The sequence below is a fragment of the Anaerobacillus sp. CMMVII genome (assembly GCF_025377685.1).
Taxonomy (GTDB): Bacteria; Bacillota; Bacilli; order Bacillales; family Anaerobacillaceae; genus Anaerobacillus.
The window spans coordinates 273,583-298,718 of record NZ_JACEHK010000002.1; the positions used below are offsets into that span (position 1 = coordinate 273,583).

23 protein-coding genes are annotated in these 25,136 nt (G+C 36.9%); 19 read left to right on the forward strand and 4 right to left on the reverse strand.

Annotated elements, in window-relative coordinates; all coding sequences use genetic code 11:
• Nucleotides 1–74: 74 nt before the first annotated feature.
• The gene (locus H1D32_RS05450) at nt 75–476 is read right to left on the reverse strand and encodes a hypothetical protein (RefSeq protein ID WP_261177195.1); all 402 of its coding nucleotides are present in this window, start codon (nt 474–476) and stop codon (nt 75–77) included.
• Between the two features lie 204 nt (nt 477–680).
• Between H1D32_RS05450 and trhA the strand changes: the two genes are divergently transcribed.
• Nucleotides 681–1,316, forward strand: a complete 636-nt coding sequence (trhA, locus tag H1D32_RS05455) for a PAQR family membrane homeostasis protein TrhA (protein ID WP_261177196.1) — start codon at nt 681–683, stop codon at nt 1,314–1,316.
• Nucleotides 1,317–1,418: 102 nt separating this feature from the next.
• Here trhA and H1D32_RS05460 read toward each other — a convergent pair whose 3' ends face one another.
• Nucleotides 1,419–2,522: an alanine racemase gene (locus H1D32_RS05460; protein WP_261177197.1), complete on the reverse strand. Its 1,104-nt coding sequence runs from the start codon at nt 2,520–2,522 to the stop codon at nt 1,419–1,421.
• Nucleotides 2,523–3,142: 620 nt separating this feature from the next.
• On the opposite strand from H1D32_RS05460, the gene H1D32_RS05465 reads away from it, so the two are divergent.
• The 7 genes from H1D32_RS05465 (at nt 3,143) to H1D32_RS05495 (ending at nt 8,437) form a co-directional block, all read left to right on the forward strand.
• A complete protein-coding gene (locus tag H1D32_RS05465) occupies nt 3,143–3,682 on the forward strand; it encodes a CBO0543 family protein (RefSeq protein ID WP_314733369.1) in 540 nt (179 codons plus the stop codon).
• A 383-nt stretch (nt 3,683–4,065) separates the two neighbouring features.
• Complete coding sequence (locus H1D32_RS05470; RefSeq protein ID WP_261177199.1) at nt 4,066–4,446, forward strand: GntR family transcriptional regulator; 381 nt, start codon at nt 4,066–4,068, stop codon at nt 4,444–4,446.
• A complete protein-coding gene (locus H1D32_RS05475) occupies nt 4,443–5,348 on the forward strand; it encodes an ABC transporter ATP-binding protein (protein WP_314733350.1) in 906 nt (301 codons plus the stop codon). The genes H1D32_RS05470 and H1D32_RS05475 overlap by 4 nt, the downstream gene beginning before the upstream one ends.
• Entirely contained in the window at nt 5,326–6,075 is a 750-nt protein-coding gene (locus tag H1D32_RS05480) for a hypothetical protein (RefSeq protein ID WP_261177200.1), read from the forward strand. The genes H1D32_RS05475 and H1D32_RS05480 overlap by 23 nt, the downstream gene beginning before the upstream one ends.
• Nucleotides 6,072–6,779 (forward strand): hypothetical protein, encoded by a 708-nt coding sequence (locus H1D32_RS05485; protein ID WP_261177201.1) that lies wholly within the window; start codon nt 6,072–6,074, stop codon nt 6,777–6,779. The genes H1D32_RS05480 and H1D32_RS05485 overlap by 4 nt, the downstream gene beginning before the upstream one ends.
• Nucleotides 6,780–7,020: 241 nt before the next feature.
• Entirely contained in the window at nt 7,021–7,593 is a 573-nt protein-coding gene (locus tag H1D32_RS05490) for a YdcF family protein (RefSeq protein WP_261177202.1), read from the forward strand.
• Nucleotides 7,594–7,831: 238 nt separating this feature from the next.
• On the forward strand, nt 7,832–8,437 hold the full coding sequence (locus tag H1D32_RS05495; RefSeq protein WP_261177203.1) for a DedA family protein: 606 nt from the start codon (nt 7,832–7,834) through the stop codon (nt 8,435–8,437).
• 613 nt (nt 8,438–9,050) lie between these two features.
• Here H1D32_RS05495 and H1D32_RS05500 read toward each other — a convergent pair.
• Nucleotides 9,051–9,923 (reverse strand): polysaccharide deacetylase family protein, encoded by an 873-nt coding sequence (locus H1D32_RS05500; protein WP_261177204.1) that lies wholly within the window; start codon nt 9,921–9,923, stop codon nt 9,051–9,053.
• Nucleotides 9,924–10,546: 623 nt separating this feature from the next.
• Here H1D32_RS05500 and fdhD point away from each other — a divergent pair.
• The 10 genes from fdhD (at nt 10,547) to H1D32_RS05550 (ending at nt 23,282) form a co-directional block, all read left to right on the forward strand.
• Nucleotides 10,547–11,308, forward strand: a complete 762-nt coding sequence (fdhD, locus tag H1D32_RS05505; RefSeq protein WP_314733351.1) for a formate dehydrogenase accessory sulfurtransferase FdhD — start codon at nt 10,547–10,549, stop codon at nt 11,306–11,308.
• A gap of 92 nt (nt 11,309–11,400) precedes the next feature.
• Nucleotides 11,401–14,406 carry a formate dehydrogenase-N subunit alpha gene (fdnG, locus tag H1D32_RS05510; protein ID WP_261177205.1) on the forward strand — a complete coding sequence of 1,002 codons (3,006 nt, stop codon included), beginning with the start codon at nt 11,401–11,403 and terminating at the stop codon, nt 14,404–14,406.
• Entirely contained in the window at nt 14,406–15,224 is an 819-nt protein-coding gene (locus H1D32_RS05515; protein ID WP_261177207.1) for a 4Fe-4S dicluster domain-containing protein, read from the forward strand. The genes fdnG and H1D32_RS05515 overlap by 1 nt, the downstream gene beginning before the upstream one ends.
• A complete protein-coding gene (locus tag H1D32_RS05520; protein ID WP_261177208.1) occupies nt 15,214–15,915 on the forward strand; it encodes a formate dehydrogenase subunit gamma in 702 nt (233 codons plus the stop codon). The genes H1D32_RS05515 and H1D32_RS05520 overlap by 11 nt, the downstream gene beginning before the upstream one ends.
• Before the next feature lie 368 nt (nt 15,916–16,283).
• Nucleotides 16,284–17,087, forward strand: coding sequence for a formate dehydrogenase accessory protein FdhE (locus H1D32_RS05525; RefSeq protein ID WP_261177209.1), 804 nt, complete (start codon nt 16,284–16,286; stop codon nt 17,085–17,087).
• Between the two features lie 106 nt (nt 17,088–17,193).
• Nucleotides 17,194–17,814: a molybdenum cofactor guanylyltransferase gene (gene mobA / locus H1D32_RS05530; RefSeq protein ID WP_261177210.1), complete on the forward strand. Its 621-nt coding sequence runs from the start codon at nt 17,194–17,196 to the stop codon at nt 17,812–17,814.
• Between the two features lie 4 nt (nt 17,815–17,818).
• Nucleotides 17,819–19,051, forward strand: a complete 1,233-nt coding sequence (locus tag H1D32_RS05535; protein WP_261177211.1) for a molybdopterin molybdotransferase MoeA — start codon at nt 17,819–17,821, stop codon at nt 19,049–19,051.
• Between the two features lie 11 nt (nt 19,052–19,062).
• Nucleotides 19,063–20,964: a molybdopterin biosynthesis protein gene (locus tag H1D32_RS05540; RefSeq protein WP_261177212.1), complete on the forward strand. Its 1,902-nt coding sequence runs from the start codon at nt 19,063–19,065 to the stop codon at nt 20,962–20,964.
• A gap of 55 nt (nt 20,965–21,019) precedes the next feature.
• Nucleotides 21,020–21,238 (forward strand): twin-arginine translocase TatA/TatE family subunit, encoded by a 219-nt coding sequence (gene tatA / locus H1D32_RS05545; protein WP_261177213.1) that lies wholly within the window; start codon nt 21,020–21,022, stop codon nt 21,236–21,238.
• 349 nt (nt 21,239–21,587) lie between these two features.
• Nucleotides 21,588–23,282: a methyl-accepting chemotaxis protein gene (locus H1D32_RS05550; RefSeq protein WP_261177214.1), complete on the forward strand. Its 1,695-nt coding sequence runs from the start codon at nt 21,588–21,590 to the stop codon at nt 23,280–23,282.
• Between the two features lie 150 nt (nt 23,283–23,432).
• On the opposite strand, the gene cspD is transcribed toward H1D32_RS05550, so the two are convergent.
• Nucleotides 23,433–23,633, reverse strand: a complete 201-nt coding sequence (cspD, locus tag H1D32_RS05555) for a cold-shock protein CspD (protein ID WP_261177215.1) — start codon at nt 23,631–23,633, stop codon at nt 23,433–23,435.
• Nucleotides 23,634–23,876: 243 nt separating this feature from the next.
• Here cspD and bcbE point away from each other — a divergent pair, with 243 nt between their 5' ends.
• Complete coding sequence (gene bcbE, locus H1D32_RS05560; RefSeq protein WP_261177216.1) at nt 23,877–25,073, forward strand: bacillibactin exporter BcbE; 1,197 nt, start codon at nt 23,877–23,879, stop codon at nt 25,071–25,073.
• The last annotated feature ends 63 nt before the right edge of the window (nt 25,074–25,136 follow it).

Below are 25,136 nucleotides of genomic sequence, written 5' to 3' on the forward strand. Positions count from 1 at the left end.
TCTTTCATCTAACAAATTGTTCAATAATAATTACAACAAGTGTTCGTGAAAGTGAACTTTCATAGGATTTTATCCTAAAGATTATACCAATTAAACATTAAGATAAATGTTCCAATTAAGGTTGCAATATAGATAAATCCAATTTTAGCGATCTTATCTAAATGATTACGTTTAACCTCATCATTTTTTTCAAGTCGGTAAAGTTTTAAGCGTTTAGAAAAAATACCCAAAAATGCACCTAGTGCCAAAATGAGAGCAACTGACACCCATACTCGAATTGATGTGAATTCTGGAAATAGGATAAATCCTGTAATCAGTGTTACAAAAAGGGCGAGATTTGCTAACATGACTAACCCTTTCCAAATTGGAGCTGATTCTAAGGGTTGTCCGTTACGGCTTTTAAGAAATGCAATAATTGGTAAGGGTACGACTGCAAGAAATAATATCGATATAAGTTGGTGGATCATTAATGACATAAAAGTTTGCCTCCTAGGATTTTTACAGATGGTATTACAGTATCAGTATAGGTCAGGAGAATCAAATTATATGCATTTGCCTTATTAGATTTTTAAAACTGATTGTAATAATTGAAAAAAATAATGATATTTATCATTTTTTTCACCGCTAGGCTAATGTTACAATAAGATAGGTAATAGAATTTATTTAAAGGAGTTAAAAAAATGGCAACTACACATACGTATAGCAAAGGAGAAGAAATAGCCAACGCCATTTCTCATGGTATAGGTATTGTCTTTAGTATATCGGCATTAACCTTGTTAATTGTTTTTGCTTCGTTAGAAGGTTCAGCTGCCTCCATTATTAGTTACACAGTGTATGGAGTAACAATGCTACTTTTGTATGTTTCTTCAACGCTACTCCATGCCTTTCCTGAAGGAAAAGTAAAAAACCTATTTGAGATCTTTGATCACTCATCGATCTACTTGTTCATTGCCGGTTCGTATACCCCGATTTTAGTAAATGTTATTGGTGGAAAGCTTGGCCTATATTTACTTGCAGTTTTATGGTCAGTTGCTGGGATTGGCATATTGTTTAAGGTGTTTTTCGTAAAACGATTTATGTACACCTCGACGATCCTTTACATTGTGATGGGCTGGCTAATCGTTTTCGCCTGGAAACCTTTGGTCACCAATCTCGATGACCTAGGAGTCATCCTCTTAGTAATCGGAGGCTTGCTATATACAATAGGTGCGTTATTTTACATGTTTAGATGGTTTCCATTTCATCATATGGTCTGGCATTTGTTTGTATTAGCAGGAACAGTTGTGCATTTTTTCGCAATTTTGCTCTTTGTCTAGAAATGGGAAAAGAACTTAAATGAGAAAAATAAGAATGAGCCAGATCGTCACTTTGACGAACTGGCTTTTTCTGTTTAAAAAATTGTATGTGAGAAGGATAGATTACTTCATTTTTCCACGAGCATCTACGGACCAGGTGTCTATGATCGTACCATTCCGGTGAAGATGGTATTCATCAAAAAGATTGGCGACTACGCAAGCATGGTTAGGGATGATTTGTACTTTGTCTGTAAGTGAAAGGGTTGTTTCTTCGCTTACCGTAGCAATTGCATGTTCTTCTGATAGTCTTGCAATTGTAATTTCAGGATGATTGAGAACTTTGCCGAAACCAATGACATTTTTATTTCCATGTGCACCTTGATCAAGGGAAAGTGCTTTACTTCCTGTATCAAGAATGAGACGGTCTTTTTTTACACTGACAATAGAGGCGAGGATTGTTAAAGCGCATTGGGATGGAGTTGCGACTCCTAAACCGACTTGGCACATATCATAAAAAGCAGCATTACCTGGGCGAATTTCAGTAATTCCGTTAATTTCTGCTCCATATTTAAAGGTTGGAGTTGAACCGATACTACGATGTAATATGGTGAAACCTGCTTGTTCACAAATTTTAGCACTTTCTAATACTACCTTTGCTTCACTATGTGCAATATCTTTAATTTGCTCAAGCGATGTAGCCGCATAAGAATGACCTGCATGAGTAAAGATACCATTCAAATGAAGATTAGGTAGTTGTTTCATTTCTGTTGCAAGCTCCTTTACTTCCTCAACTTCAACTCCACAGCGGTTAAGTCCAGAGTTGACTTTGATCCAAACAGTTAGCGGGCTAGTATTACTAAATGCTTGATTTACTAGTTTTGCTTGGGCAATAGAATCGATGGCAATGGTAATTTCGGCTTGTTTTGCTAAAGAAATCAGACGTTCTAGTTTTTGTGGGCTAGATAACGGATACGCAATGAGGATATCTCTAACCCCTGCTTTCGCCATCATCTCAGCTTCTTCAAGCTTTGCCACAGTAATTCCACATGCACCTCTTTCCAACTGCATCTTCGTAATTTTAATTGATTTATGTGTTTTTATATGAGGGCGCCAATTAATTTGATTGTATTTTGCGATCTGGCTTATCTCATCTAAGTTTTTTTCAAGAACAGCCATGTCTAGGAGTAAAGAAGGAGTATCTAGCGTATTTATGGAATTAATAGTCATGTTATTCACCTCGATTTTGTTTGATACAATTATAAATCTATCATAGGTGAAGCGACGAGAGATAAGCAATGTTTCTTGCAGAGATAACTAGAACTTTTTTAACAATAGAAGAGACGTGGGAGATGGGTTTTTTCGTGAAAACCTGATTTTGAAATTCCTAAATTTGGCATTAGTATAGTTGAAAAACTTAGGATTGGTGGGATAGATCAGTTCATTTTAATACAGGGGGAAGACCGCAAAAATTCGGTACTACTATTTTACATGGTGGTCCTTCTATGCCATTACCAGGTGTTTCCTCCAGAGGAGTAGACTATACAATAACTACGAACACAAAAGAATGCAGTTAATTTTGGTTCAAAATTCCGTGCATCTATTCCACCCTGATGACACAAAAACTATCGAAAAACATCTTATCAAACAAATAGTGTATAAATAGCTTGGGCGACAAATCCAAGCTGTTTTTTGTGTCTAAAATGGTCGTAAAAATAAACATTGTATAACTTACAGTTTTTTACAAATCATATAGTTAATTCGCTTATATGACACTGAAATGTTTGTGAAGAAATAGTTATTGTAGCTTAGTGAAAGAAGGTATGTAATTGAACTCCCTTGTTGTCTTATTGTTACTTATTTTAAATATTAAGTATAAGACCTATACGGAACTGAGGAAATGGTTCCCATCTATGCTGTATGTCTCTACATTTAACGCCCTTTATTATTATTTGTGTAAGCATTATTTGTTGTGGGATTTTAAATCGAAATTCTTAAGTGTTAGAGCCTTAAGGATGATCCATATTTTTCTTGCGTCACCTTTAGTTATTCTTTTATATCTATCGAAATATCCTAGAGATCTCAAAAATCAATTGCAATATAACATATGGTGGATTGGTTTAGCAATGTTGTTTGAAGTAATAGCAGTCAAGAAGCAAGTGTTATTTTTTCGACGAGGATGGAATTTTGGGTGGTCGTTCTTATTGTACATTAAGATGTTTATATATAGTTATTTCTTTAAAGAACGCAAAGGGCTAATTCTCTTTCTTTCAGTTTTAACAACAGTAGTAGCGTTAAAAATTTTCCAAGTACCACTGAGAAGAGAACTATTGAAAGGGCCGGTATTACTAATGCTAAACAAGAAAAAGAAGAAAATTTCTTTTTTGTAGGTCTTTTTCGAATTGGATTTACTTACTAGTACTCGTCGCTTAAAAACGTTGCCAGGCAACCTAAAGAATTGGGGTCTAGTTTATTTTGGATAAGAATTTGCTAAGATGTCCGAAGCCTTGAAGTATAAAAAATTAGGAAAGACTATTCGTATAATAATTTAAAAGCATCCTTTTATAGAATAGAGCATCAGTTATGATGTTCTTTTTTTATGGATTAGTTACCAATTTTGTGGAAAACACTTGAATAGTTGTTTAAAATGATGTATAGTACATTACAACAGTAATGTACTGGTTTAGTGAGAACTTCGTTGGGGGGCTGACCCCCATCACAGTAAAGCGTTAATACAATGGGGGTCAGACCCCCGATAAAAAGGAGGTGCACCGTGATTTTAAATACGAATGGTTCGAAGCCTATTTATGTCCAGATTGCTGAGTGGATAGAGACTGAAATACTGGCAGGTAATATTACGACTGATGATAAGGTTTATTCGCAGTATCAGCTAGCTGAGATGTTCAATATTAATCCAGCAACTGCTGCTAAAGGGTTGAATATATTAGCGGACGACAATATCGTTTATAAGAAGCGAGGGTTAGGGATGTTCGTAACTAGTGATGCACATGAAAAAATCTTAACAAAACGAAAAAGTCAAACGCTAAGCAAATTAGTATTCGAAATAGTGGTAGAAGCAGGTCGCCTGGGTGTCAGTGAAGCAGAATTAATCGAGATGATCAAAACAGCTAACAAAGCTAAGGAGGAAAGATGATGAGTGTCATTATGTGTAAAAATGTAACGAAGTCGTATAAAAACTTTCATGCATTAAATAACATTTCTTTTTCGATTGGTGAGAATAAGATTACAGGGTTAATTGGCCGAAATGGAGCTGGGAAGACGACATTGCTAAAGCTTATCGCTGGTTTTTCTCAACCATCAGCAGGGGAAGTTAGAGTCTTTTCTGAATCTCCGTTCAATAGTTTAAAAGTCTCTCAAAATTTAATTTTTATTGATGACAATATGACAGTTCCTCAGTCCTTATGCTTGATGGATATCTTGTATTCTGCGAGCCACTTTTATGAGCATTGGGATATGGACTTAGCAAAACGTCTATTTGATTATTTTTCATTAGACCCAAATCAGTTTCAACAAAATCTCTCCAAGGGAATGAAAAGTACGTTTCATTCAATAATTGGTATCGCTGCCCGTTGCCCACTAACGATCTTTGATGAACCAACAACAGGAATGGATGCATCAGTCAGAAAGGATTTTTACCGAGCATTGTTAAAAGACTATCTTGAACATCCAAGGACAATCTTGTTATCTAGTCATCATTTAAATGAGATTGAAGATTTAATTGAGGACATTCTATTGATCAAAAATGGAGAAAAGTATCTTCATATTTCTGTTGATGAATTGAAAAGTCTTGCCATTGGTTTTAGTGGTCGAGCAGGGGTAGTTGAACAATGGACAAAAGGGAAAGATATTATTTATAAAACTACAGTTGGAACCGATAATGCTTATGTTGTTTTAAATAATAATTTTGAGCATGAAGAACTTGAAAAAGCTAGACTTAATGGTATAGAGATAAGTAGTGTTTCTGCAGAGGATGTTTGCGTTTACCTAACGAGTAAGACAAAAGGGGGGATTGATGATGTTTTTGACAGAAACTAATGTCACAGAAATTACTAAGAAACAGTATTTCTATAAATTACGAGCTCACTATGGCATTTTTACATCATTACTTCTAACACAATTGATCGCACTGTTATTTTCATTTATGGGTAGTGGTTCAATGGGCTCAGGAGCAGACGGTGTTATGGTAATTGTCACCTATTATACTGGGAATGTCATTATTGCTTTTACTATGCTTTGGGCATTTATTAGTGGGGTGTCTATGAATTCAAAACTGGTACGAGATGGAGATTTCTCATTTGTAACCAACCGTCTAACAAGTAATTTATCAAGTATCGCCTTTTTGGTTACTGCAACGGTTACAGGTGGGATAACAGCCATGCTGGGCGGATCACTGTTAAAGACAATCATCTACTTTGTAAAGGGCGATGGGATTCTAGGCCATACGTATTCCGTTCCACTAGCCCAACTTTTGACGGGGATTATTGCAGCGTTACTTTACGTAACTCTATTTGGAGCGTTAGGCTATTTCGCTTCGACACTAGTTCAACTAAGTAAATTTAATCTTGTGTTGTTGCCATTATTATTTGTTGGTTCGCTATTTCTTGAAGCAAGAATGGATGGTCAAGGTCCTGTCAGAGAATTAATTAATTTTTTTGCTACTGAAACATCAATATTCATTTTAGCATTAAAAGTGGTTGCTGCTAGTGGCGCCCTGTTTTACACCTCAATTTTAATGTCAAATAAGCTGGAGGTTCGAAGATGAGTACAATCGCAGTGTCCTTGTTACCAATCTTAATTATCTTAGTAATGGCAGGGATGGCCTCTGGCGTCATCAAAGCAACCATTCAAAAAGCAAATTTTCTAAATGGTAATGTGATCATGTGGCTATTGGCAGGGTATGGATCAATCTTATTTATCTCGGTTGTTTTCACATATACAATTCCCTTTGAGACAAGTCAGATGACATCAAAAGAAGCCCAACAAATAACGGAAAAATTTTATCAGGCTGTCAATAATGGTAATTTTGCAGAAATAGAAGGTGTAAAGTCTATTGATGAATGGAGCTTTTCTTATGAACATAAAGAATTAAATATTGAAGCTCTTTTAACTGATTATTATTACTCAAGTCCGTGGGTCGTAGTTGAGGAAGATAGCTCTCTAAATAATGAAATCAAGATTACCAGGTATATTACGCCGCATATCATTGAAAAATTGGACTATACAAATAGAATTCCAGCACCGACGATTGGACTGCAACAAAACACCTTAACAATTAAACTTCCTCTAGAAACGCAGGTTAGAATAGCTAAATTCCACAAGGAATTTACGATAACACAGTTCACTCAAGAAAAGATGATTCCTAACCATGATAGTGGTTGGAGTGCAAATATGCTATTTTTACAGGTTCCAGAAGGTGTTAAAGTGAGAGCATATGAAGATGTCAATCTACAATTTAGAAGACGGTAAATGGGGATAGTGTAACATGAATTTACTATCCGAACACGAAGCCTTGAATTGGATTTTATATTTACTTTACTTTGGTATACCAATCTTCTTCGTATTACAAATTTGGATATTAATCTCAATAAGGAAAGTGAGAAAAAATTAAAAACATGTTAGAAGCGATTACTTTTCGTGTAATTGCTTCTATTTTATTCCACTATATAAATGTTAATATAAGGGTATTAAAAGTGAGAAAGGATTAAATATGAAAAAAATTATTTTTGTAGCAATGGTCATTATTATAGTTTTAGCTGTCATTTATGTTGCCATCGTCCATAGTTTAATGGCAAATGCTGCAAAACAAGAACCACCAGAGGGAGTGGACTATGTAATTGTCCTTGGTGCGAAATTAAATGGCGATGTTATGAGTTTATCACTCTACTATCGTGTGCGTGAAGCACTCCAATATCTAGAAAGAAATGAGCAAGCAAAAGTCATTGTTTCAGGTGGTCAGGGTGAAGGTGAGTGGATAACAGAGGCTAAAGCAATGGCCAGATATTTTATCGATCATGGAATCGATGAGAAACGAATTATTCTTGAGGACTTATCAACAACAACCTTTGAAAATTTTAAGTTTAGTCGTGAAGTTATCGGTGAAGATATTAAAGAAATTATCGTTGTCACTAATGATTTTCACTTGTATCGCTCAATGGTAATTGCCAGGCGTCAAGGCTTTATACCATATCCTTTAGGTGCTGAAACACCGCTCATTGTTAGGGGGAAGCTCTGGGTTCGTGAATACGCGGCAGTTTTAAAAACTTGGGTTTTTGATCGTTAGTTTCATTCGAAGTTTTAGTTTTGCTTTATTAAGGTACGAAAGCAGAAACGGTGGAAATAGTACAACACGGATTCCAGAATTTTTTTAAAAAATTAGATAATTTCATTTACTGAAAGCCCATCCACCATATAAAATAAAATTGATACTCTTTTACTGAATTTTTCGAAAACCAATAATACAGTTTCACTCTAGAAGTCATTATCAAATGAAAACTTTTTTCTTTAAGAGGAAGTAGGAGATGAAAATGGAACTAGATGTACTGTTAATCGTGTTAAAAGAACTTGGCTATCTCGGTATTTTCCTTTGGCTCTGGCTTGGGATGCTAGGTATTCCGGTTCCAAATGAAGCGATTGTTACGACGATTGGCTATTTATCGACTACAAATATGCTTCAAGGAAACAAAGTTTTTCTTGTAGGTTATTTAGGCATTGTCGCTAGCTTGTCAACGAGCTATTTGTTAGGAAGGGTGTTCGGAAAAACATTAGTAAACCACCTTTCGAAAAAGAAGGGAACAAAAACCTCCCTTCGAAAAGCGCTCCATTTAATTAAGAAGTACCATGTGTATTCGTTAATTGTTAGTTATTTTATACCAGGTGTTCGAATTTTTGTTCCATTTTTATATGGAATGATGCGCCTCTCTTATCTTCGTTTTGCATTGCTTTCCTATTCTACTGCCTTTATTTGGTTTAGTCTTTTTTTTCTATTAGGAATGGTTACTGGGACGAATGAAGACCAGGCAATTTATGTTACAATTGTAATCGTTTTTTCAGTCAGTATAGGTTCAATAGTCATAAATGCTCTGAAAAAGAAAAAAAAGCGTGTCGAGGAATCTTTGCATAGCTAGGAGAAGCTTAATAACTGAGGTCAAAAAAAGAATAGCATAGGAAACAAAAGGTCTTACAAAAGCCAAAGCATCTAATTATAAAAGGCTGTTTTCGCAAAGTTTGTTGCTTTCGTAAAAATACTAAGACTTCACAACTTATTTAGTAAGTAGTGCTCTTTTCTTTCTCAATTTATTGGGTGATATCTTCATCTAATGAATCTTTCCAATTAATTCAGGTTAAAAAGCAAGAATGTTTTAGAAAAGAGCCTAATAAAAAGGTATAATTCCGTTATTTAAAATGGAATTATACCTTTTAGTTTTTTAGTACTAGATGTCTAGCTCCAGCGAGGCTACTGCTTGAATTGCTTCTTAGCTGCCTTGCAACAGCAAAGGTTTTTCGTGCGACGAGTAATCACAGGAGCAAACGCAGTGGTGCAGGAGCAGCTGTTAGGCCCCTCGAGGTCAAATAACACCTGTACATTAAACGCTGCCTCTGTGGTCCAGTAGGTCCTCGAGGCAAATCTACATGTAGTAGCTCTAGAAGTAACACAAGTTGTGAATGAGGTCAGTAGCTTTTGTCTGGGCTAACCAAGGAAAAAGCAATACACTTTTTCCCAGGGCGCTTGCGCTTTTCTTACTGGAAGCCTTCATTAAGAGTTACAAACCTAAATCCTTGTTCCTTTAGTAATGGTACGGCCATTTTTACACCTTCAGCTGTTCCCTTTGAGGGCTGATTCATGTGAAGTAAGGCAATTGAACCAGGTTGGGATCTTAACAAGGAGTCTCTTACTTGAGATGCTGAGAAGGTGGCACCAGCATCACCTAAGATATCATAGTTAATGACTTTCATCCCCATCTCCTCAACAATTGCGACGGACACCTCATCATAATAAGCGGTACCTGAACGAAAATAACGTGGGGCATGTCCAGTTAAACTCAATATTTTTTCGTAGTTAGTCATGACTTCTGAAATGACTTCTTCAACACTTGCAGTCCCTTTAATCCCCCAGGCTATCCCTCCGTTTACCGATAAAGGCCGATGTTCAGTACCATGGTTTTCAATTTGAAATTGATCTAAAGAAGCTAAATAAAGAAACTGCTCTAGGTTAGTATCTATCCAGCGACTATTAATAAATAATGTTGCATGAATATCCTCAGAGATTAAATAATCTATTAATGCCTCATCATACCCACTTCCCCATTCTCCACCACAAGCATCAAACGTTAGTGCGACCACTTTTTCTTCAGTTGTCATTTTATGAATAACCCCAGTTACAGCTTCTCCCCATTCGGTTGGTTCAGCGAATTTAGATTTTGTAAGCGAATCTACTTTCTTCTTTAGGTCAGAGTGTTGCTTAGTAAATCGAGATATACCGGATAGCTCATTTCGATTGACCGTTTCTATCTTCATACTATGTTCCATGTATATTTTCAATGGTGAAGAGAGTGAGGTAAAAATAAGAATGAATAATATTGCCGTCATCAAAATTAATGTAACGTAGCGCATATGTTTTTCCTTTCCGTAGAAAATCTCTAATAATTACTATTCTTGAGCATTGAGCAAAAAAATACAATTATTTTTTTTGAAAAGATTCAATAAAGGAACTGTGAACGGAATAAGGAAAATTTGTGAACGAAATAGATATAAAACTATTTTAAAATAGTTTTATATGTGAGGTATCGCTTGTGAAAGTTCACGTATGAGCATAGTAAACCCTTAAAAATACTGAAATGAAACTATTTTTAGTCGTTTAGATTTTCTTTACTAAAAAAATAAACGATAGGTTTCTAGTAGTGTTTTTGTAACAAAGTATTCACATGAGTGATTTAAGTCACAGAAATGCATCCTACTAAAGTGGTATTCTACAATCAGTCAAAGATAAGGGCTATTTTAAAAGTATGTGATTTTAAATAAAGTTTCTGTCTAGTAGACTCAGAATTTAAGCAAGCTATTGTTTTTGCTAAAAAGTAATTTATTGACATCTTTGTGAATATTTTTTGAATTCTTTTAAAAATGGGGATGTAATTAAGTAGTTTGGTAGAAAGCGGTAACAAATGAAACCGTATTCACTGAGCGAATGGAACGCAGGGGAAATGTTTTAGCCTGTAGCTTTTTAACTAGGGGGGATAATGATGACTCGAAAATATTGTCCGGATGAGTTTCCGATTACACTTTGTTTAAATGGCTATGAATTAGCAACATACCAATTAACAAAGGCTGATCTTGAAGATTGGGCAGTCGGTTATCTTTATTCAGAAGGTATTATTAATGGGCCCGGTGACCTGAAAAGGATAACTATAGATGAAGACCAAGGCAGAGTACTTGTTGATATGGATAATGAGTTTAATGCTGAAGAGTTTTCGCAAAAACAAAAACATTTCACGGCAGGTTGTGGAAAAGGTGTAACCTTCTTTTCGATGACTGATGTGAAAAAGTTTCCAAAAATATCAACAAATAGAACCGTAACGCTTTCTTACCTATTAAAGAAGCGGCATGAATTTGCATTAAATTCACCACTTTATTTAGAAACAGGTGGAATGCATGGTGCTTGTATCGTTGATAAAGATGGAAATATCACTGTACGCGAAGACATTGGTCGTCACAATGCAGTCGACAAGGTGCTTGGGTATGCTGTACGAGAAGGGTTAGATCCGAAAAGTTTAATATTATTGACAACTGGAAGGGTCTCCTATGAAATGCTATCCAAAGCCGCGCGCTTTGGCGTAGGCTTAATAGGCACACGAACAGCTGCAACTAAACAAGCGGTTCAACTTGCAAACTTTTTGCAAATTGAGATTGTTGGCTACATGAGGGGAAAAATGGCTACCGTCTACACATCTCAAGGCAAAGTCCTAAACGATGTTACGAAGGTTGCTGGGGAGCAGTCTTAAAAGAAAGAAAGTAAAAATCTTAGTTAACTTGATGAACTTTTTTAGGGGAATGTTGAATTTTCAACATAATTACTTAGGGGGAGGAAGATACGATGTTTGATTTATCACGTAGACAGTTTTTGAAAATGTCTGGTGCAACAGCGGCAACACTTGCAGTCGTTGAGTTAGGCTTCAGTCCAAAAGAAGCTTCTGCACAAGCTAAAGAACTAAAAATCGCACGCACAACAACTACACCAACGATTTGTCCTTACTGTTCAGTAGGTTGTGGTATTTTAGTTCATGTAAATGAAGAGAAAAATGATGTAGTTTTCACTGAAGGGGACCCTGATCATCCAATCAACCGTGGATCATTATGTAGTAAAGGAACATCAATTCGTCAATTATACACTTCTAATAGACGATTAGAAAAACCTTTATATCGTGCTCCTGGTAGTGACAAATGGGAAGTTAAAGAATGGGATTGGACTTTAGAAAGAATTGCTGAAAACGTTAAGAAAACTCGTGATGAGCACTTTGTTGAAAAAGTAGATGGAATTACAGTAAACCGTAATGAGGGAATTGCTTCATTAGGTGGAGCGGCTCTTGAAAACGAAGAATGTTATTTAATTCAGAAATTCATGAGAGGTCTAGGTTCAACCTTTATTGAACATCAGGCCCGTATATGACACAGCTCTACGGTTGCCGGTCTGGCACCTACAGTTGGTCGTGGCGCAATGACAAATCACTGGATCGATATTCAGTTCGCTGATAGCATTCTTGTAATAGGAGCAAACCCAGCAGAAAATCATCCGATAAGTATGAAATATGTTCAGAAGTCAAAAGAACGCGGTGGAAAGTTAATTTCTGTTGATCCACGTTATACTCGTACGTCTCAAATGGCTGACATGTATGCAGCTATGCGTTCGGGAACAGACATTGCTTTTATCGGTGGATTAATTAACTATACATTAGAAAATAACTTATTCCATAAGGAGTATGTTCTTAATTATACAAACGCTTCATTAATCGTTAACGAAGACTTTGAATTTAACGATGGAATTTTCTCAGGATACGATGAAGAAAAACGAAGCTATACAGACAGAAGTACTTGGAGCTTTGAAAAAGAAGAGAACGGTGACTTCAAACGTGATAACACACTAAAGCACCCTCGTTCAGTATTCCAATTAATGAAAAAACATTACTCAAGATATGATGTTGATACAGTATGTTCAGTTACAGGAACGTCAAAAGATGATTACTTAAAAGTTGCAGAAACTTTCTGTTCTACAGGCGCTGAAGATAAAGTTGGAACAATCATGTATGCAATGGGGACAACTCAGCATACAGTAGGTTCACAAAATGTTCGCTCATACGGAATGCTTCAATTATTATTAGGTAACCTAGGACGCTCTGGTGGTGGCGTAAACGCACTACGTGGGGAGTGTAACGTTCAAGGATCTACAGACTTTGGCTTATTATTCCATATCTTACCGGGGTATTTACCAACACCAATGGCACTTGAGAAGAATAAAGATCTCGAAAGCTATAATGTGTCAGAAACACCGCATGGTGGTTTCTGGAACAATCGTCCAAAATTCTTAGTAAGTTTCTTAAAAGCAATGTATGGTGATAAAGCAACTCAAGACAATGATTTCTTATATGATTATCTTCCAAAGCGTGGAAGAGATAGCTCTCACATTTCTCTATTCGAGGCAATGTATGATGGCGACATTAAAGGGTTATTTATCTGGGGACAAAACCCAGTCGTAGGTGGTCCGAATACAACGAAAGAAAAGAAAGCATTAGCCAACCTTGATTGGATGGTAGCAATTGATCTTTGGGAAACTGAGACTGGGGCATTCTGGAAGAAGGAAGCTAATAATGACCCAGCTAAAATTAACACTGAGGTATTCATGTTACCTGCTTGTGGACCTTATGAAAAAGAAGGATCTGTATCTAACTCAGGTCGCTGGATGCAATTCCGTTGGAAAGCTATTGAGCCAAAAGCAGAATCAAAATCAGATGTTTGGATCGTTCATAATATCGCACAAAGAGTGAAAGAACTTTATAAAGGTGATAACTCTACGAAGGGTAAAATTCAAGCGGCACTTTCTTGGAACTTCGGTGAGGGTGACTATCCAGATAACGATCTAGTAAACAAAGAAATTAATGGTTATGATCTAACAACTGGTGAAACGTTGGCGAGCTTTGGTTTATTACAAGCAGATGGAACAACTTCTGCTGGTAACTGGATCTACACTGGTTTCTATACAGATCGCAATCGCGCCAAAGACCGTGACAACAATGATACGGGTATGGAAAACTACTTGAACTGGTCTTTCTCTTGGCCTTTAAACCGCCGTGTTCTTTATAACCGTGCAGGTTGTAACCCAGCAGGTCAACCTTGGGACTTCCGCGAAGGTATCCGTTGGAATGGTGAAACGTGGGCTGGTCATTATGATGTGCCTGACTTCCCGCCAACAAAGGCACCTAACGCAGAAGCTGTACCAGGTGAGGCAGGATTAGCTGGACACAGAGGAACAGATGCTTTCATTATGCAAGGAACAGGTCTTGGTGGTTTCTTTGCACCAATGAACGATGGTCCATTCCCAGAACATTATGAGCCATTTGAGAGCCCAGTTCCAAATGCATTCTCAAGTGTTGATTTAAACCCAGCGGTTAAGATTTGGACAGGTGAGCATAACGAAAAAGGTGACAGAGCCGATTTCCCAATTGTTGTTACAACTTATCGCTTAACTGAGCATTGGCAATCAGGTTCTATGACACGTAACCTTGAATGGTTATCTGAAATTTCAGGTCACATGTTCGTAGAAATGAGTGAAGACTTAGCTCAAGAAAAAGGCATTAATAATAAAGATAAAGTTATCATTAGTTCTGCTCGTGGTGAAATTGAGGCATATGCAATGGTAACAAAACGCTTCAAACCATATACGATCCGCGGAGAAAAAGTTCATCATATCGGAATGCCTTGGCATTTTGGGTATATGGGAATCGCTCAAGGTGCAATTGCTAATACATTAACACCACATATTGGGGATGCAAACACAATGATCCCTGAATATAAAGCATTCCTTGGTAATGTTAGGAGGGCTAACTAATGACGACTAAATATTCAAAATTAGTAGATGTTACTCGTTGTGACGGGTGTCGTGCTTGTATGGTTATGTGTAAAAACTGGAATGACCTTGGTGTTGAGCCAGAAGAATTTAAAGGAAGCTATCAATCTCATGATAAGTGTGGAGCCAACACATGGAACGTTTTAACGTTTACAGAGCATGAAGCTGAAGATGGTAGATTTGAATGGTTATTCCGGCACCAAGCTTGTATGCATTGTACAGATGCAGCTTGTGTGAAAGTTTGTCCTGAAGACGCAATGCACTACACTGAGTTTGGTACAGTTAATACGAATTATGACAAGTGTGTGGGTTGTGGATATTGTGTTCAAAACTGTCCATTTGGAATTGTTCAATTAGCAACTCTTGTCGATGAGAAGGGTAAAGAATATGAACAAGCACAAAAATGTACAATGTGTGTTGATAGACTTCAAGAAGGCATGAAGCCTGCGTGTGTTGAGGTTTGTCATATGGATGCACTAGTTTATGGTGATAAGGAAGAAATGATCGCTCTAGCAGAGGAGCGTTTAGCACAAGTGAAAGATCGCTATCCAAATGCGAACATCTACAACCCAATTGGTGTAGATGGTACACAAACATTCTATTTATTAGCTGAAAAGCCAAGTGTTTATGGATTACCAGAAAACCCTAAGGTTCCTACTTCAGCGACAATTTGGAAGGATTATGCGCAACCGCTTGGTAAAGCAATGCTTGGTGTAACAACAATGGCTGTTATTGGTGGATTTATCTCTAATAAGCTATTTAACAAGCAAGGGGAAGAAGGAGGAGACCATGATGAGTAGTAAACAAAAGACAGTAAAGCGTTTTAGCAAGCAGGTCATCATTGTCCATTGGGTGAATGCATTAGCCTTCTTCGGATTATATATTACAGGTCTACCACTTTATACAGAGTTCTTTAGCTGGATGTACGGAGTTTTTGGTGGTCCTGAAAACTTACGATTATTACATCGTATCTTTGCAGTGATGTTTATCATTCCAGTATTCTTCATCTTGATTACTGATCCAAAAAGTTTCTTTCATTGGATTAAACAAATGTTTACTTGGAAAAAGAACGATTTTCAATTTTTTGCAAAGTTTCCAAAAGAGTTCTTCGGTGGTCATGTAAAAGATATGCCGAAGCAAGATTTCTATAATGCGGGTGAGAAGATTAACTCTTTATTACAATTGCTTTGTGCTGTCATGTTAATTGGTTCTGGTATCGTAATGTGGATGCCACACCTATTCTCAACGGGAGTAGTACAATGGGCTTACCCAATCCATAATATTGGTTTTGGATTAGCTGCTGCGGTTGTGATTGGTCATATTTACTTGTCAGTTGGACATCCAGGGTCTAAAGCTTCAATGCAAGGGATGACAAAAGGAGACGTACCAGTAGAATATGCAAAAGAACATCATGGCGCTTGGTATGATGAGTTAGTAGCAAAAGGTGAAATTAAAGAAGATAAGCCTGTGAAAAAGGGTAAAGGAGCATAAGTGTTCCTAATAATGAAAAAGGAAGCTGTCCCAAGTGGACAGCTATTCCTTTTCATTCATTAGCATTTAATGATGCTTTTTCAAGACAAATAAAGATTGGCATTGATACCAAAGAGCCTCTATATCCTCAATCAACTCTAACGTGTAATTAATCACACATGGTCATATAGTTGTTTTGGTATACTAGGTTTGAATTGGATTTTGAATTTTGACTTATGAGTCAATTAATGCCGCTTACATGGTTAGATTTTATGATTACGAACGAGAAAAGCATAGGAAGAGATGAGCTTTTCATTGCACATTTCTAGTATTCATAATTCAACATTCAACATCCAATGCTTTAAAATCAAAACTTGAGGTGATAGATTATGAAGTCAACAGTAATCTCAGAAGAATATTTAGCATTACAAACAGATATTTCAAATAAACAAACAAAGTGGACTGAATCGTTAGATAAAAGTTCTGTAGTTGAAAAGCAACCATTACAACATAAACATGTACCTATTATTGCGCAAACAATGGTGAATGTTAATTATGATTTATACAAAGAATGGATTTTCGATTTAGCAGATTATTTAGTAGAGAAAGATGAAAAGTTACAAAATGATGTAACAAAACTTAAAGAAATACTTAATGATGAGATAGTTAAGAAATGGGTTACTGAAGTTTTAGCATTTAACCAGATTTACTTCCATTCTTTTGCTGAGAAGGAAGGACTAGCAGAATGGTTCCCTTACTTTTTAGCAGAACATAGTTTACGCCCGTATTTAAGAGTCGTATCTGATGTTTACAAAGATGAATTGGCGACTGTCCATACAAAGGGAAGTTGTCCTTGTTGTGGAGAACCAATTCGCTTAGCGGTTCTTGAAGGAAAAGGTTTAAAGATGATTGTTTGTCCACGCTGTGAAGCAAAATGGAATCAAAAACGCTTACACTGCTCACTTTGTGGCAATGAAGATCACGAAAGTCTAAGCTACTATAATATTGAGGAAGAGAAAAACTCTAAGCTAGAAGTGTGTGGGAAATGTAATGGCTATATTAAAATTATTGACACAAGAAAACTTTTCAAGAAACAAACTGCGTTTTTACTTGATTTAACAACACTTCACCTCGATTTCGTTGCACAAGAGAATGGCTTCGGTATAACGGAGGAAGAAGAGGTAAAGAGCTAGTTAAGAGTTAAGAGTTAAGAGTTTTGAGTTATGAGTTGGTGTGGGTAAAGCTTCGCAGCTCATCTTATAAGCCTCAAAACTCAAAACTATGAGAAGGGGTTTTCACATGAAGGCAGGGGTTATTATATTAGCTGGAGGAAAGTCTAGTCGGATGGGGCAAAATAAAGCGTTGTTACCTCTTGATGGAGTATCTACGATTGAAAAAATCAAAAATAGTATCGCAGATCTTTTTGAGGATATTTTGATTGTAGCTAACGATGAAGCTGCTTATCAGTTTCTAAATCTTCCTATCGTCAAGGATAAAGTAAGGGACAAGGGACCCTTAGCAGGAATACATGCTGGATTGCTTGCTGCAAAACGAGAAACTAATCTCATTATTGCCTGTGATATGCCGTTTATTTCGCCATATATTGCAAAGCATTTAGTAGACCACAGTGAAGGGTTTGATGCAGTTGTCCCAGTGATTGCTGGTAAACAGCACCCTTTATTTGCAGTTTATAATAAATCAGTCTTACCAACGTTAGAAAATTGTTTAGAAACTGAGCAATTACGAATGAAACATTTGTTGGATCGAATACATGTGAATTATAGTTCAGAAGAGGATCTTCAAATCAAAGAAATTGCTAATCTTGAACAAGTTTTCTATAATATGAATCATCCTTCGGAATATGAAGAAGCAAAAAATATGACGGAAAATAGCAACTCTCGAAAAAAAGAGTGGGGATGATAGTATGCAATTTTTTAAAGTAAAAACGGTCGAAGAAACATTTACTCTTATTGAAGATTTAGTAAAAGCTGTTAAAGTGGTTGAAGAAATTACGCTAGAAAAATCGCTTCACAGAATATTAGCTGAGGATATCGTGGCAACTGAGAATGTGCCTAGCTTTCCAAGATCTACAGTTGATGGTTACGCTGTAAAAGCGAAAGAGACATTTGGATCCTCAGAAACAATGCCCGGCTTTTTAAATGTAGCAGGTAGTGTGAAAATGGGGGAAGAAGCGTCAACGCCCCTTGGTGTAGGTGAAGCTATCTATATCCCGACAGGAGGGATGATGCCACCTAATAGTGATAGCGTTATCATGATTGAACATTGTGAAGATCTAGCTGGGTTATTAAATCTATATAGGCAAGTAGCTCCCGGTGAAAATGTCATTCAAGTTGGAGAAGACGTCAAAGAAGGAGCAGTACTAATTGAAAAAGGTACAAAACTCCGACCACAAGAATTAGGAGCAATTGCCGCAATAGGAAAGACACATGTGAAGGTCTTTAAGCAACTTACGATAGGTTACTTATCTAGCGGAGATGAAATAGTTCCTTATAAGACTGAACAATTACAGATTGGTCAAGTAAGAGATGTTAACGCTCTTACAATTACAAGTCTAGTAGAAGAATGGGACGCTACTGCCATATATGGTGGCATTGTAACAGACGACTACAGTGAATATCAACGCCGCGCGAAAGAACTTTTTGATCAAGTAGATTGTCTTGTTCTTTCAGGAGGAAGCTCTGTTGGTGCCAAAGACTATACAACGAAAGTCATTGAATCTCTTGGAGAGCCTGGGGTCTTTATTCACGGTATTTCAGTTAAACCAGGTAAACCAACAATTTTGGCAATGGCAGGTGAAAAGCCGGTGGTTGGCTTACCTGGACACCCAGCTTCTGCAATGGTCATTTTTTCGTTATTCGGGGAAAGAGTTGTAAAGAAACTAAGTGGTGAAATGTCCCGTAACACGTTAGACCGAGTTCAAGTCCGAGTAAAGAAAAATATCCATTCGGCAATGGGAAGAACTGACTATATCCGAGTGAAGCTTACTGAAGAAGAGGGTGACTGGTGGGCAGAACCAATTATCGGAAAGTCTGGTCTTATTTCAACACTTGTACAAAGTGATGGAATTGTTGAAATTAAAGCGGAATATGAAGGTGCAAGACAAGGTGAGTTTGTACCGGCAATTCTGTTACGCTAGGGGGACATTTTATGAGTGATAAGGAATTTAACCGCAAAGTTTATTTGCAAGATAAACCTAGACAACAGGCAAAAGAAGAACTTATAGAAAAAGCAAAATTAATTCCTGAAATTGAAACTGTAGCAACAAGGGCTGCACTTGGTAGAGTTACGGCATTGCCTATATTTGCGAATCTATCAATGCCACATTATCATGCATCAGCGATGGATGGGGTTGCTGTTCGAGCAGAAGATACCTATGAAGCACATGAACAACGGCCACTTCATTTGAAAAGAAATGTAGACTATATCTACGTTGATACAGGAAATCCAATTCCTAGCGAATACAATGCCGTGATTATGGTGGAAGACATTCAAGAGATTGACTCTGAAACAATAGAAATAATTGCACCAGCAACTCCTTGGCAAAATATTCGTCCAGTTGGTGAGGATGTCGTTTGTGGGGAAATGATTTTGCCACAAGGTCATATCCTTCGACCAGTTGATCTTGGAGCATTACTTGCTGGAGGTGTGCTTGAGCTCCCTGTAGTAAAAAAGCCAAAAGTTGCGATCCTACCAACAGGAAATGAACTGGTGCAACCTGGTTCGCCAATGAAACCAGGTGACATCATCGAGTTCAATGGTACTGTTTTTTCAAGCTTTGTACAAGAATGGGGCGGTGATCCACTGCTTTTTGATATTGTGGTTGATAATCCAATGCACATCCGGCAAGCGATTGAAAAAGCAGCTGACGAAGCTGATATGATCATTATTAACGCCGGGTCTTCAGCGGGATCTAAAGATTACACCGTTCATGTCATTAATGAATTAGGTCATGTATACACACATGGAATTGCTACGCGTCCAGGGAAGCCGGTAATTTTAGGTGAGGTAAAAGGAAAGCCAATCATTGGGGTTCCGGGTTATCCAGTTTCTGCATATTTGGCCTTAGAATGGTTTTTGAGACCGTTAGTTTACCACTACCAAGGAATCCAGGAACCTAAAAGGGAAACTTTAAACGTTCGTTTAGGTCGAAGAGTTGTCTCAAACATGGGAGCGGAAGATTTCGTACGCATGAATGTAGGGTTTGTAAATGGTGAATACATCGCGAATCCATTAACAAGAGCTGCAGGTGTAACAATGTCAATGGTCCGTGCTGATGGCATTTTAGTTGTTCCTGCAGATAGTCAAGGTTTAGAGCAGGGCGAAGAGGTTGAAATTGAACTATACAAGCCACTTCAGTCGATTAAGAAAGGTGTACTCTTTACTGGTAGCCATGATTTATCGATAGATATTGTCTCATCGTTACTAAAGAAAAAAGACGTAAATAGACAAATTATCTCTTCTCATGTAGGGAGTTTAGCTGGGATCATGGCGATTAGAAAAGGTGAAGCACATGTAACAGGAATTCATCTCTTAGACCCTGAAACAGAAACTTATAATCAGCCTTATGTAGAAAAGTATCTCTCTGGTCAAGAAGTTGTTGTTATCCCATTTTTAAAACGTGAACAGGGCTGGATTGTTCCAAAAGGGAATCCGCTAAATATAAAGACACTCGAAGATATCGTTGAAAAAGGTGTCGCATACGTTAATCGCCAGCGAGGAGCTGGTACAAGAATACTATTTGACTCATTATTAAAAAAGCATTCTTTCACTTCTGAGCAAATTCAAGGTTATGAAAGAGAAATGTTCTCTCACTTAAGTGTAGCTGCTGAGGTAAAAGAAAAGGAAAATAGTGTTGGATTAGGTGTATATTCTGCAGCTAGTACCATGGGACTAGATTTTGTTCCAGTTGCTGATGAAAGCTATGATTTAGTCATGACAAAGGCTTTCTACGAAAGTGACGGAGGGAAATTATTTTTAGAAGTTATCGAGTCATCAGAATTTATCAAAATGGTTGAACAATTAGGTGGTTACAAAGTCGTTCAGCGTTAATTTAGAAGTCGTGTAATTATAGTAAAAAAATTATCTGAATTGAGGGTGAGTAAACATGTTTAGTAATATTGGAATTCCAGGTTTAATCTTAATCTTAGTTATTGCATTGATCATCTTTGGACCAAAGAAGCTTCCAGAAATGGGAAGAGCAGTAGGTCAAACATTAAAAGAATTTAAGAAGTCTACACGAGAATTAACTAGTGACTTTAATGATGACGATGACAAAAAGAAAGATACTGAAAAACAAGCTGAAGAAAGCAAGAAGACTGAATAGTTAGTTGAGGTAAGGTGTTTCCGCCTTACCTTTTTCTTTTTTTTATATGGTGTGATGAAAGTTCTATCTTATTAGTAAATATTAAAGTAAACTATATTATGACGAATTTCTACAAATTACGTCATTATCATAGGCGTTCTTTACATAGGTTGTTTCTGTTTTTTTTAATTAGAGTGTTTAAAACCTAAAACTTTAAGGTCTCGGGGCATCTTTTCTAACTTACGACTTAAATTATGGGGAAAAAATATACGTTTACTCAACAATTAGTCTAGAAAAGCAAGAATTTTTACGAAAAGAGCCTTTACATAAATGAATAGAGATAGAGATAACTTAACAAGGGGGAAGTAAAGTGTTTAAAAGCTTAAAGTTAGCTGCTAAGATCAATATGCTTGTCCTTAGCATATTACTAGTTTTATCAGTGGTTATGAGCGTAGTTGTCATGAAACAAGTTGAAAGTGGTGCAGAGTTAGCAGCAATTCAAAAAGTAAAAACAGATTTACCGTTTGGATATGAGTTTATTAATGCAAAATATCCAGGGGAATGGTCAGAGAAAGCAGGAGAACTTTATAAAGGGGCAATGAAGGTCTCGGGTAATTTTGATTTGGTTGATGAAATTGCTGAGCTGACGGATGGAACTGTAACTATTTTCTTAGGTAATACAAGGGTAACTACGAACGTCATTAGAGATGAGCAACGTGCTATAGGAACACAGGTTTCAGAAGAGGTATCTAGCGTTGTACTAGGCAAAGGTGAGACTTTTTATGGAGAAGCAAATGTAGTTGGGGAAACTGTTCAAACGGGTTATATGCCAATTCGTGATGCTAGTGGAGAAACAATTGGGATTTGGTATGTAGGTGCTTCTCAAGCCTTTATTGAAGAAGTTGTCAAAGAAACCATGCAAATGTTTTTTGTTATTCTAGCGACTGCCTTTGTTGCTATCTTCTTTGTCCTCATTTGGTATACAAAACGAATTTCCAGGCGCCTAATGAATGTTACGAAAGTAATGGATGCAGCAGGAAATGGTGATTTTACGAAGGTTATCGAGGTTGATTCTGAAGATGAAATTGGTTGTTTGACTAAGAGTTTCGAAAACATGAAAATTAATCTGAAGAACTTAATCGACGATGTCATTCATACTTCGAATGAGGTTGCTACCTCATCTGAATTATTAAGTATAAACTCTGAGCAGACGTCAAAGGCCACAGAGCAAATTTGCGAAGCGATACAGGAAGTGGCTTTTTCAGCCGATAAACAAATTGATAGCACCGATGCAGCCGCAGAGACGGTAGAAGGAATATCTGCTGGAATGTTACAAATTACAACGAATATTCAAAACGTTACGGATGCTTCGGTTAAGACGAACCAAGCAGCAAATACAGGTAATCATGTTGTCATAAATGCAGTTGAGCAGATGAAGATTATTAATATTAAGACTGAAGAATCTTCTCAAGTTGTTAATAATCTAAGTCAAAAGTCAACTGAAATCAACAAAATACTTAGTTTAATAACTGCTGTAGCAGACCAAACAAACTTACTTGCATTAAACGCAGCAATTGAGGCTGCTAGGGCAGGAGAACAGGGGAAGGGGTTTGCAGTTGTAGCAGATGAAGTTAGAAAGCTCGCTGAGCAATCTGGAAAATCGGCGCAGCAAATCAGTCAATTGATTACTGAAATTCAACATGAGTCAAAGTTAGCGGTTGCTGCAATGACGGATAGTAAAGATGCGGTTAAAGAAGGTATTACTATTATAAGTGATGCTGGTAAGGTGTTTGAAAACATTTCATCATCCGTTGAGGGCGTATCATCACAATTACAAGAGGTTACGGCAGGCGTACAGCAAGTAACTGCTGGTGTGGATGAAATGGTTGTAATGACAAATAAAGTAAAAGAATTAACTGAACAATCAGGGCAATTCCTGCAAAATGTAGCAGCATCTACTGAGGAACAAACTGCTTCGATTCAAGAGGTAGCAGCAAGTGCAGTCAAATTATCAAATTTTGCAGACCAACTACGTGAAGCCGTAAAAGTTTTTAAAGTTAAGTAAAAGGGTCTTGACTGGCTACGCCCTAAAAATTTAATAATAACAACCTTATGGATTATTAAAAGAGGATGGACATACTAAGTCCATCCTCTTTCTTTTTTTTGCTACCTTCTATTATATCCTTATAGTTAGAAAGACAGCTTTCTTCTTTACTTATATTTTTTCAACGTTAACGGCTTGTGGACCGCGGTTGCCAGTTTCAATTTCGAAGCTCACTGCTTGACCTTCTTCAAGAGTTTTGAAACCATCGCCTTGAATAGCAGAAAAATGAACAAAAACGTCGTCATGTCCTTCTACTTCAATAAAACCAAAGCCTTTTTCTGCATTGAACCATTTTACTTTACCTTGTTGCATTAAATAATTCCTCCTAATATAGAAACCGTAAATTTATTCCACCTATTTTTTATAAATGAGCTTCATGTATGATGAAATTCACTAAAATAAATGGGCATTTGTAATCTATCCAGAAGTGATTGAAAATATTCATGGGAATAAAAATAGCCCTCTGTAAATGGTTTTGATGAATAGAACTAATCATTTTTTAAATACTAAAGAGAGAATTCTGATAAGAATATGAAAAAAGAGGGCGAGGTTCTTATGGAGGATAAAAAAACGTGGGATCTTGTATCCTTAGCTTCTATTCCCTTAGTGATGACACTTGGGAACTCAATGTTGATCCCTGTCCTTCCAACAATTGAAAAAGAACTGAAAATAAGTTCATTACAAGTAAGTATGATTATAACTGTATACTCTGTAGTTGCGATCATTCTTATCCCGATTGCAGGCTATTTGTCTGATCAATATGGAAGAAAGAAAATTATCATTCCAAGTCTTGTACTAGCAGCAATTGGTGGTTTAATTTCCGGTTGGGCATCCTGGCAGGTAGAAGATGCATATGGACTAATTATTATCGGGCGTCTCTTGCAAGGAGTTGGTGCTGCTGGTGCTGCACCGATCGTTATGCCTTTGGTTGGAGATCTTTTCCAAGATGAAAGCGATGTGAGTAACGGATTAGGTGTAATTGAAACTTCCAATACATTTGGAAAAGTACTAAGTCCTATCCTAGGTGCTGTACTTGCAGCTTGGGTGTGGTTTATGCCGTTTTTTGCATTTCCGGTATTTTGTCTTATCTCAATTTTAATGATGATATTTCTTGTTGAATCACCCCCAATATCATCAAAGCCGCCAAAACTTGATGAGTTTATTCGCGCAATAAAAAGCACATTTCAAAACGAAGGTCGTTGGCTATATGCAGTATTTGTGGTCGGTTGTATCTGCATGTTTGTTCTTTTTGGTGTTTTATTTTACTTATCGACAATGCTTGAAGAACAACATAATATTGATGGTATTAAAAAAGGGATTATTTTAGCTATACCATTAGCAGCTTTATGTTTTTCATCATTTATTACTGGTAAAACAATTGGACAAGAAAAAATGAAAATGAAGATTATTACAGTTATCGGCTTGGTCATTTTAACGATAGCTAATTTTTCTGTTGCCTTTTCCAAGGATATATACGTATTACTAACTGCAATGTTTGCTTCAGGACTCGGGATTGGTTTTGCATTACCTAGCTTAGATGCGCTAGTTACTGAAGGAATTGAAAAAGATCAAAGAGGTACGATTACATCTGTATATAGTAGTATGCGCTTTGTGGGGGTTGCTCTAGGTCCTCCCATTGTTGCTGTTTTAATGAAAGCTTCGCATTTCACTTTATTCTTGGTCATTACATTGATTAGCCTCCTCTCTGTATTTATTACGTTTGTTTTTATTAAACCTACAGAAGATGATTAATTAAGTGCAAATTCAATGCTTTTTTGTAGAGAGGTTGTGTATAATAAAATTAAAATCATTGGA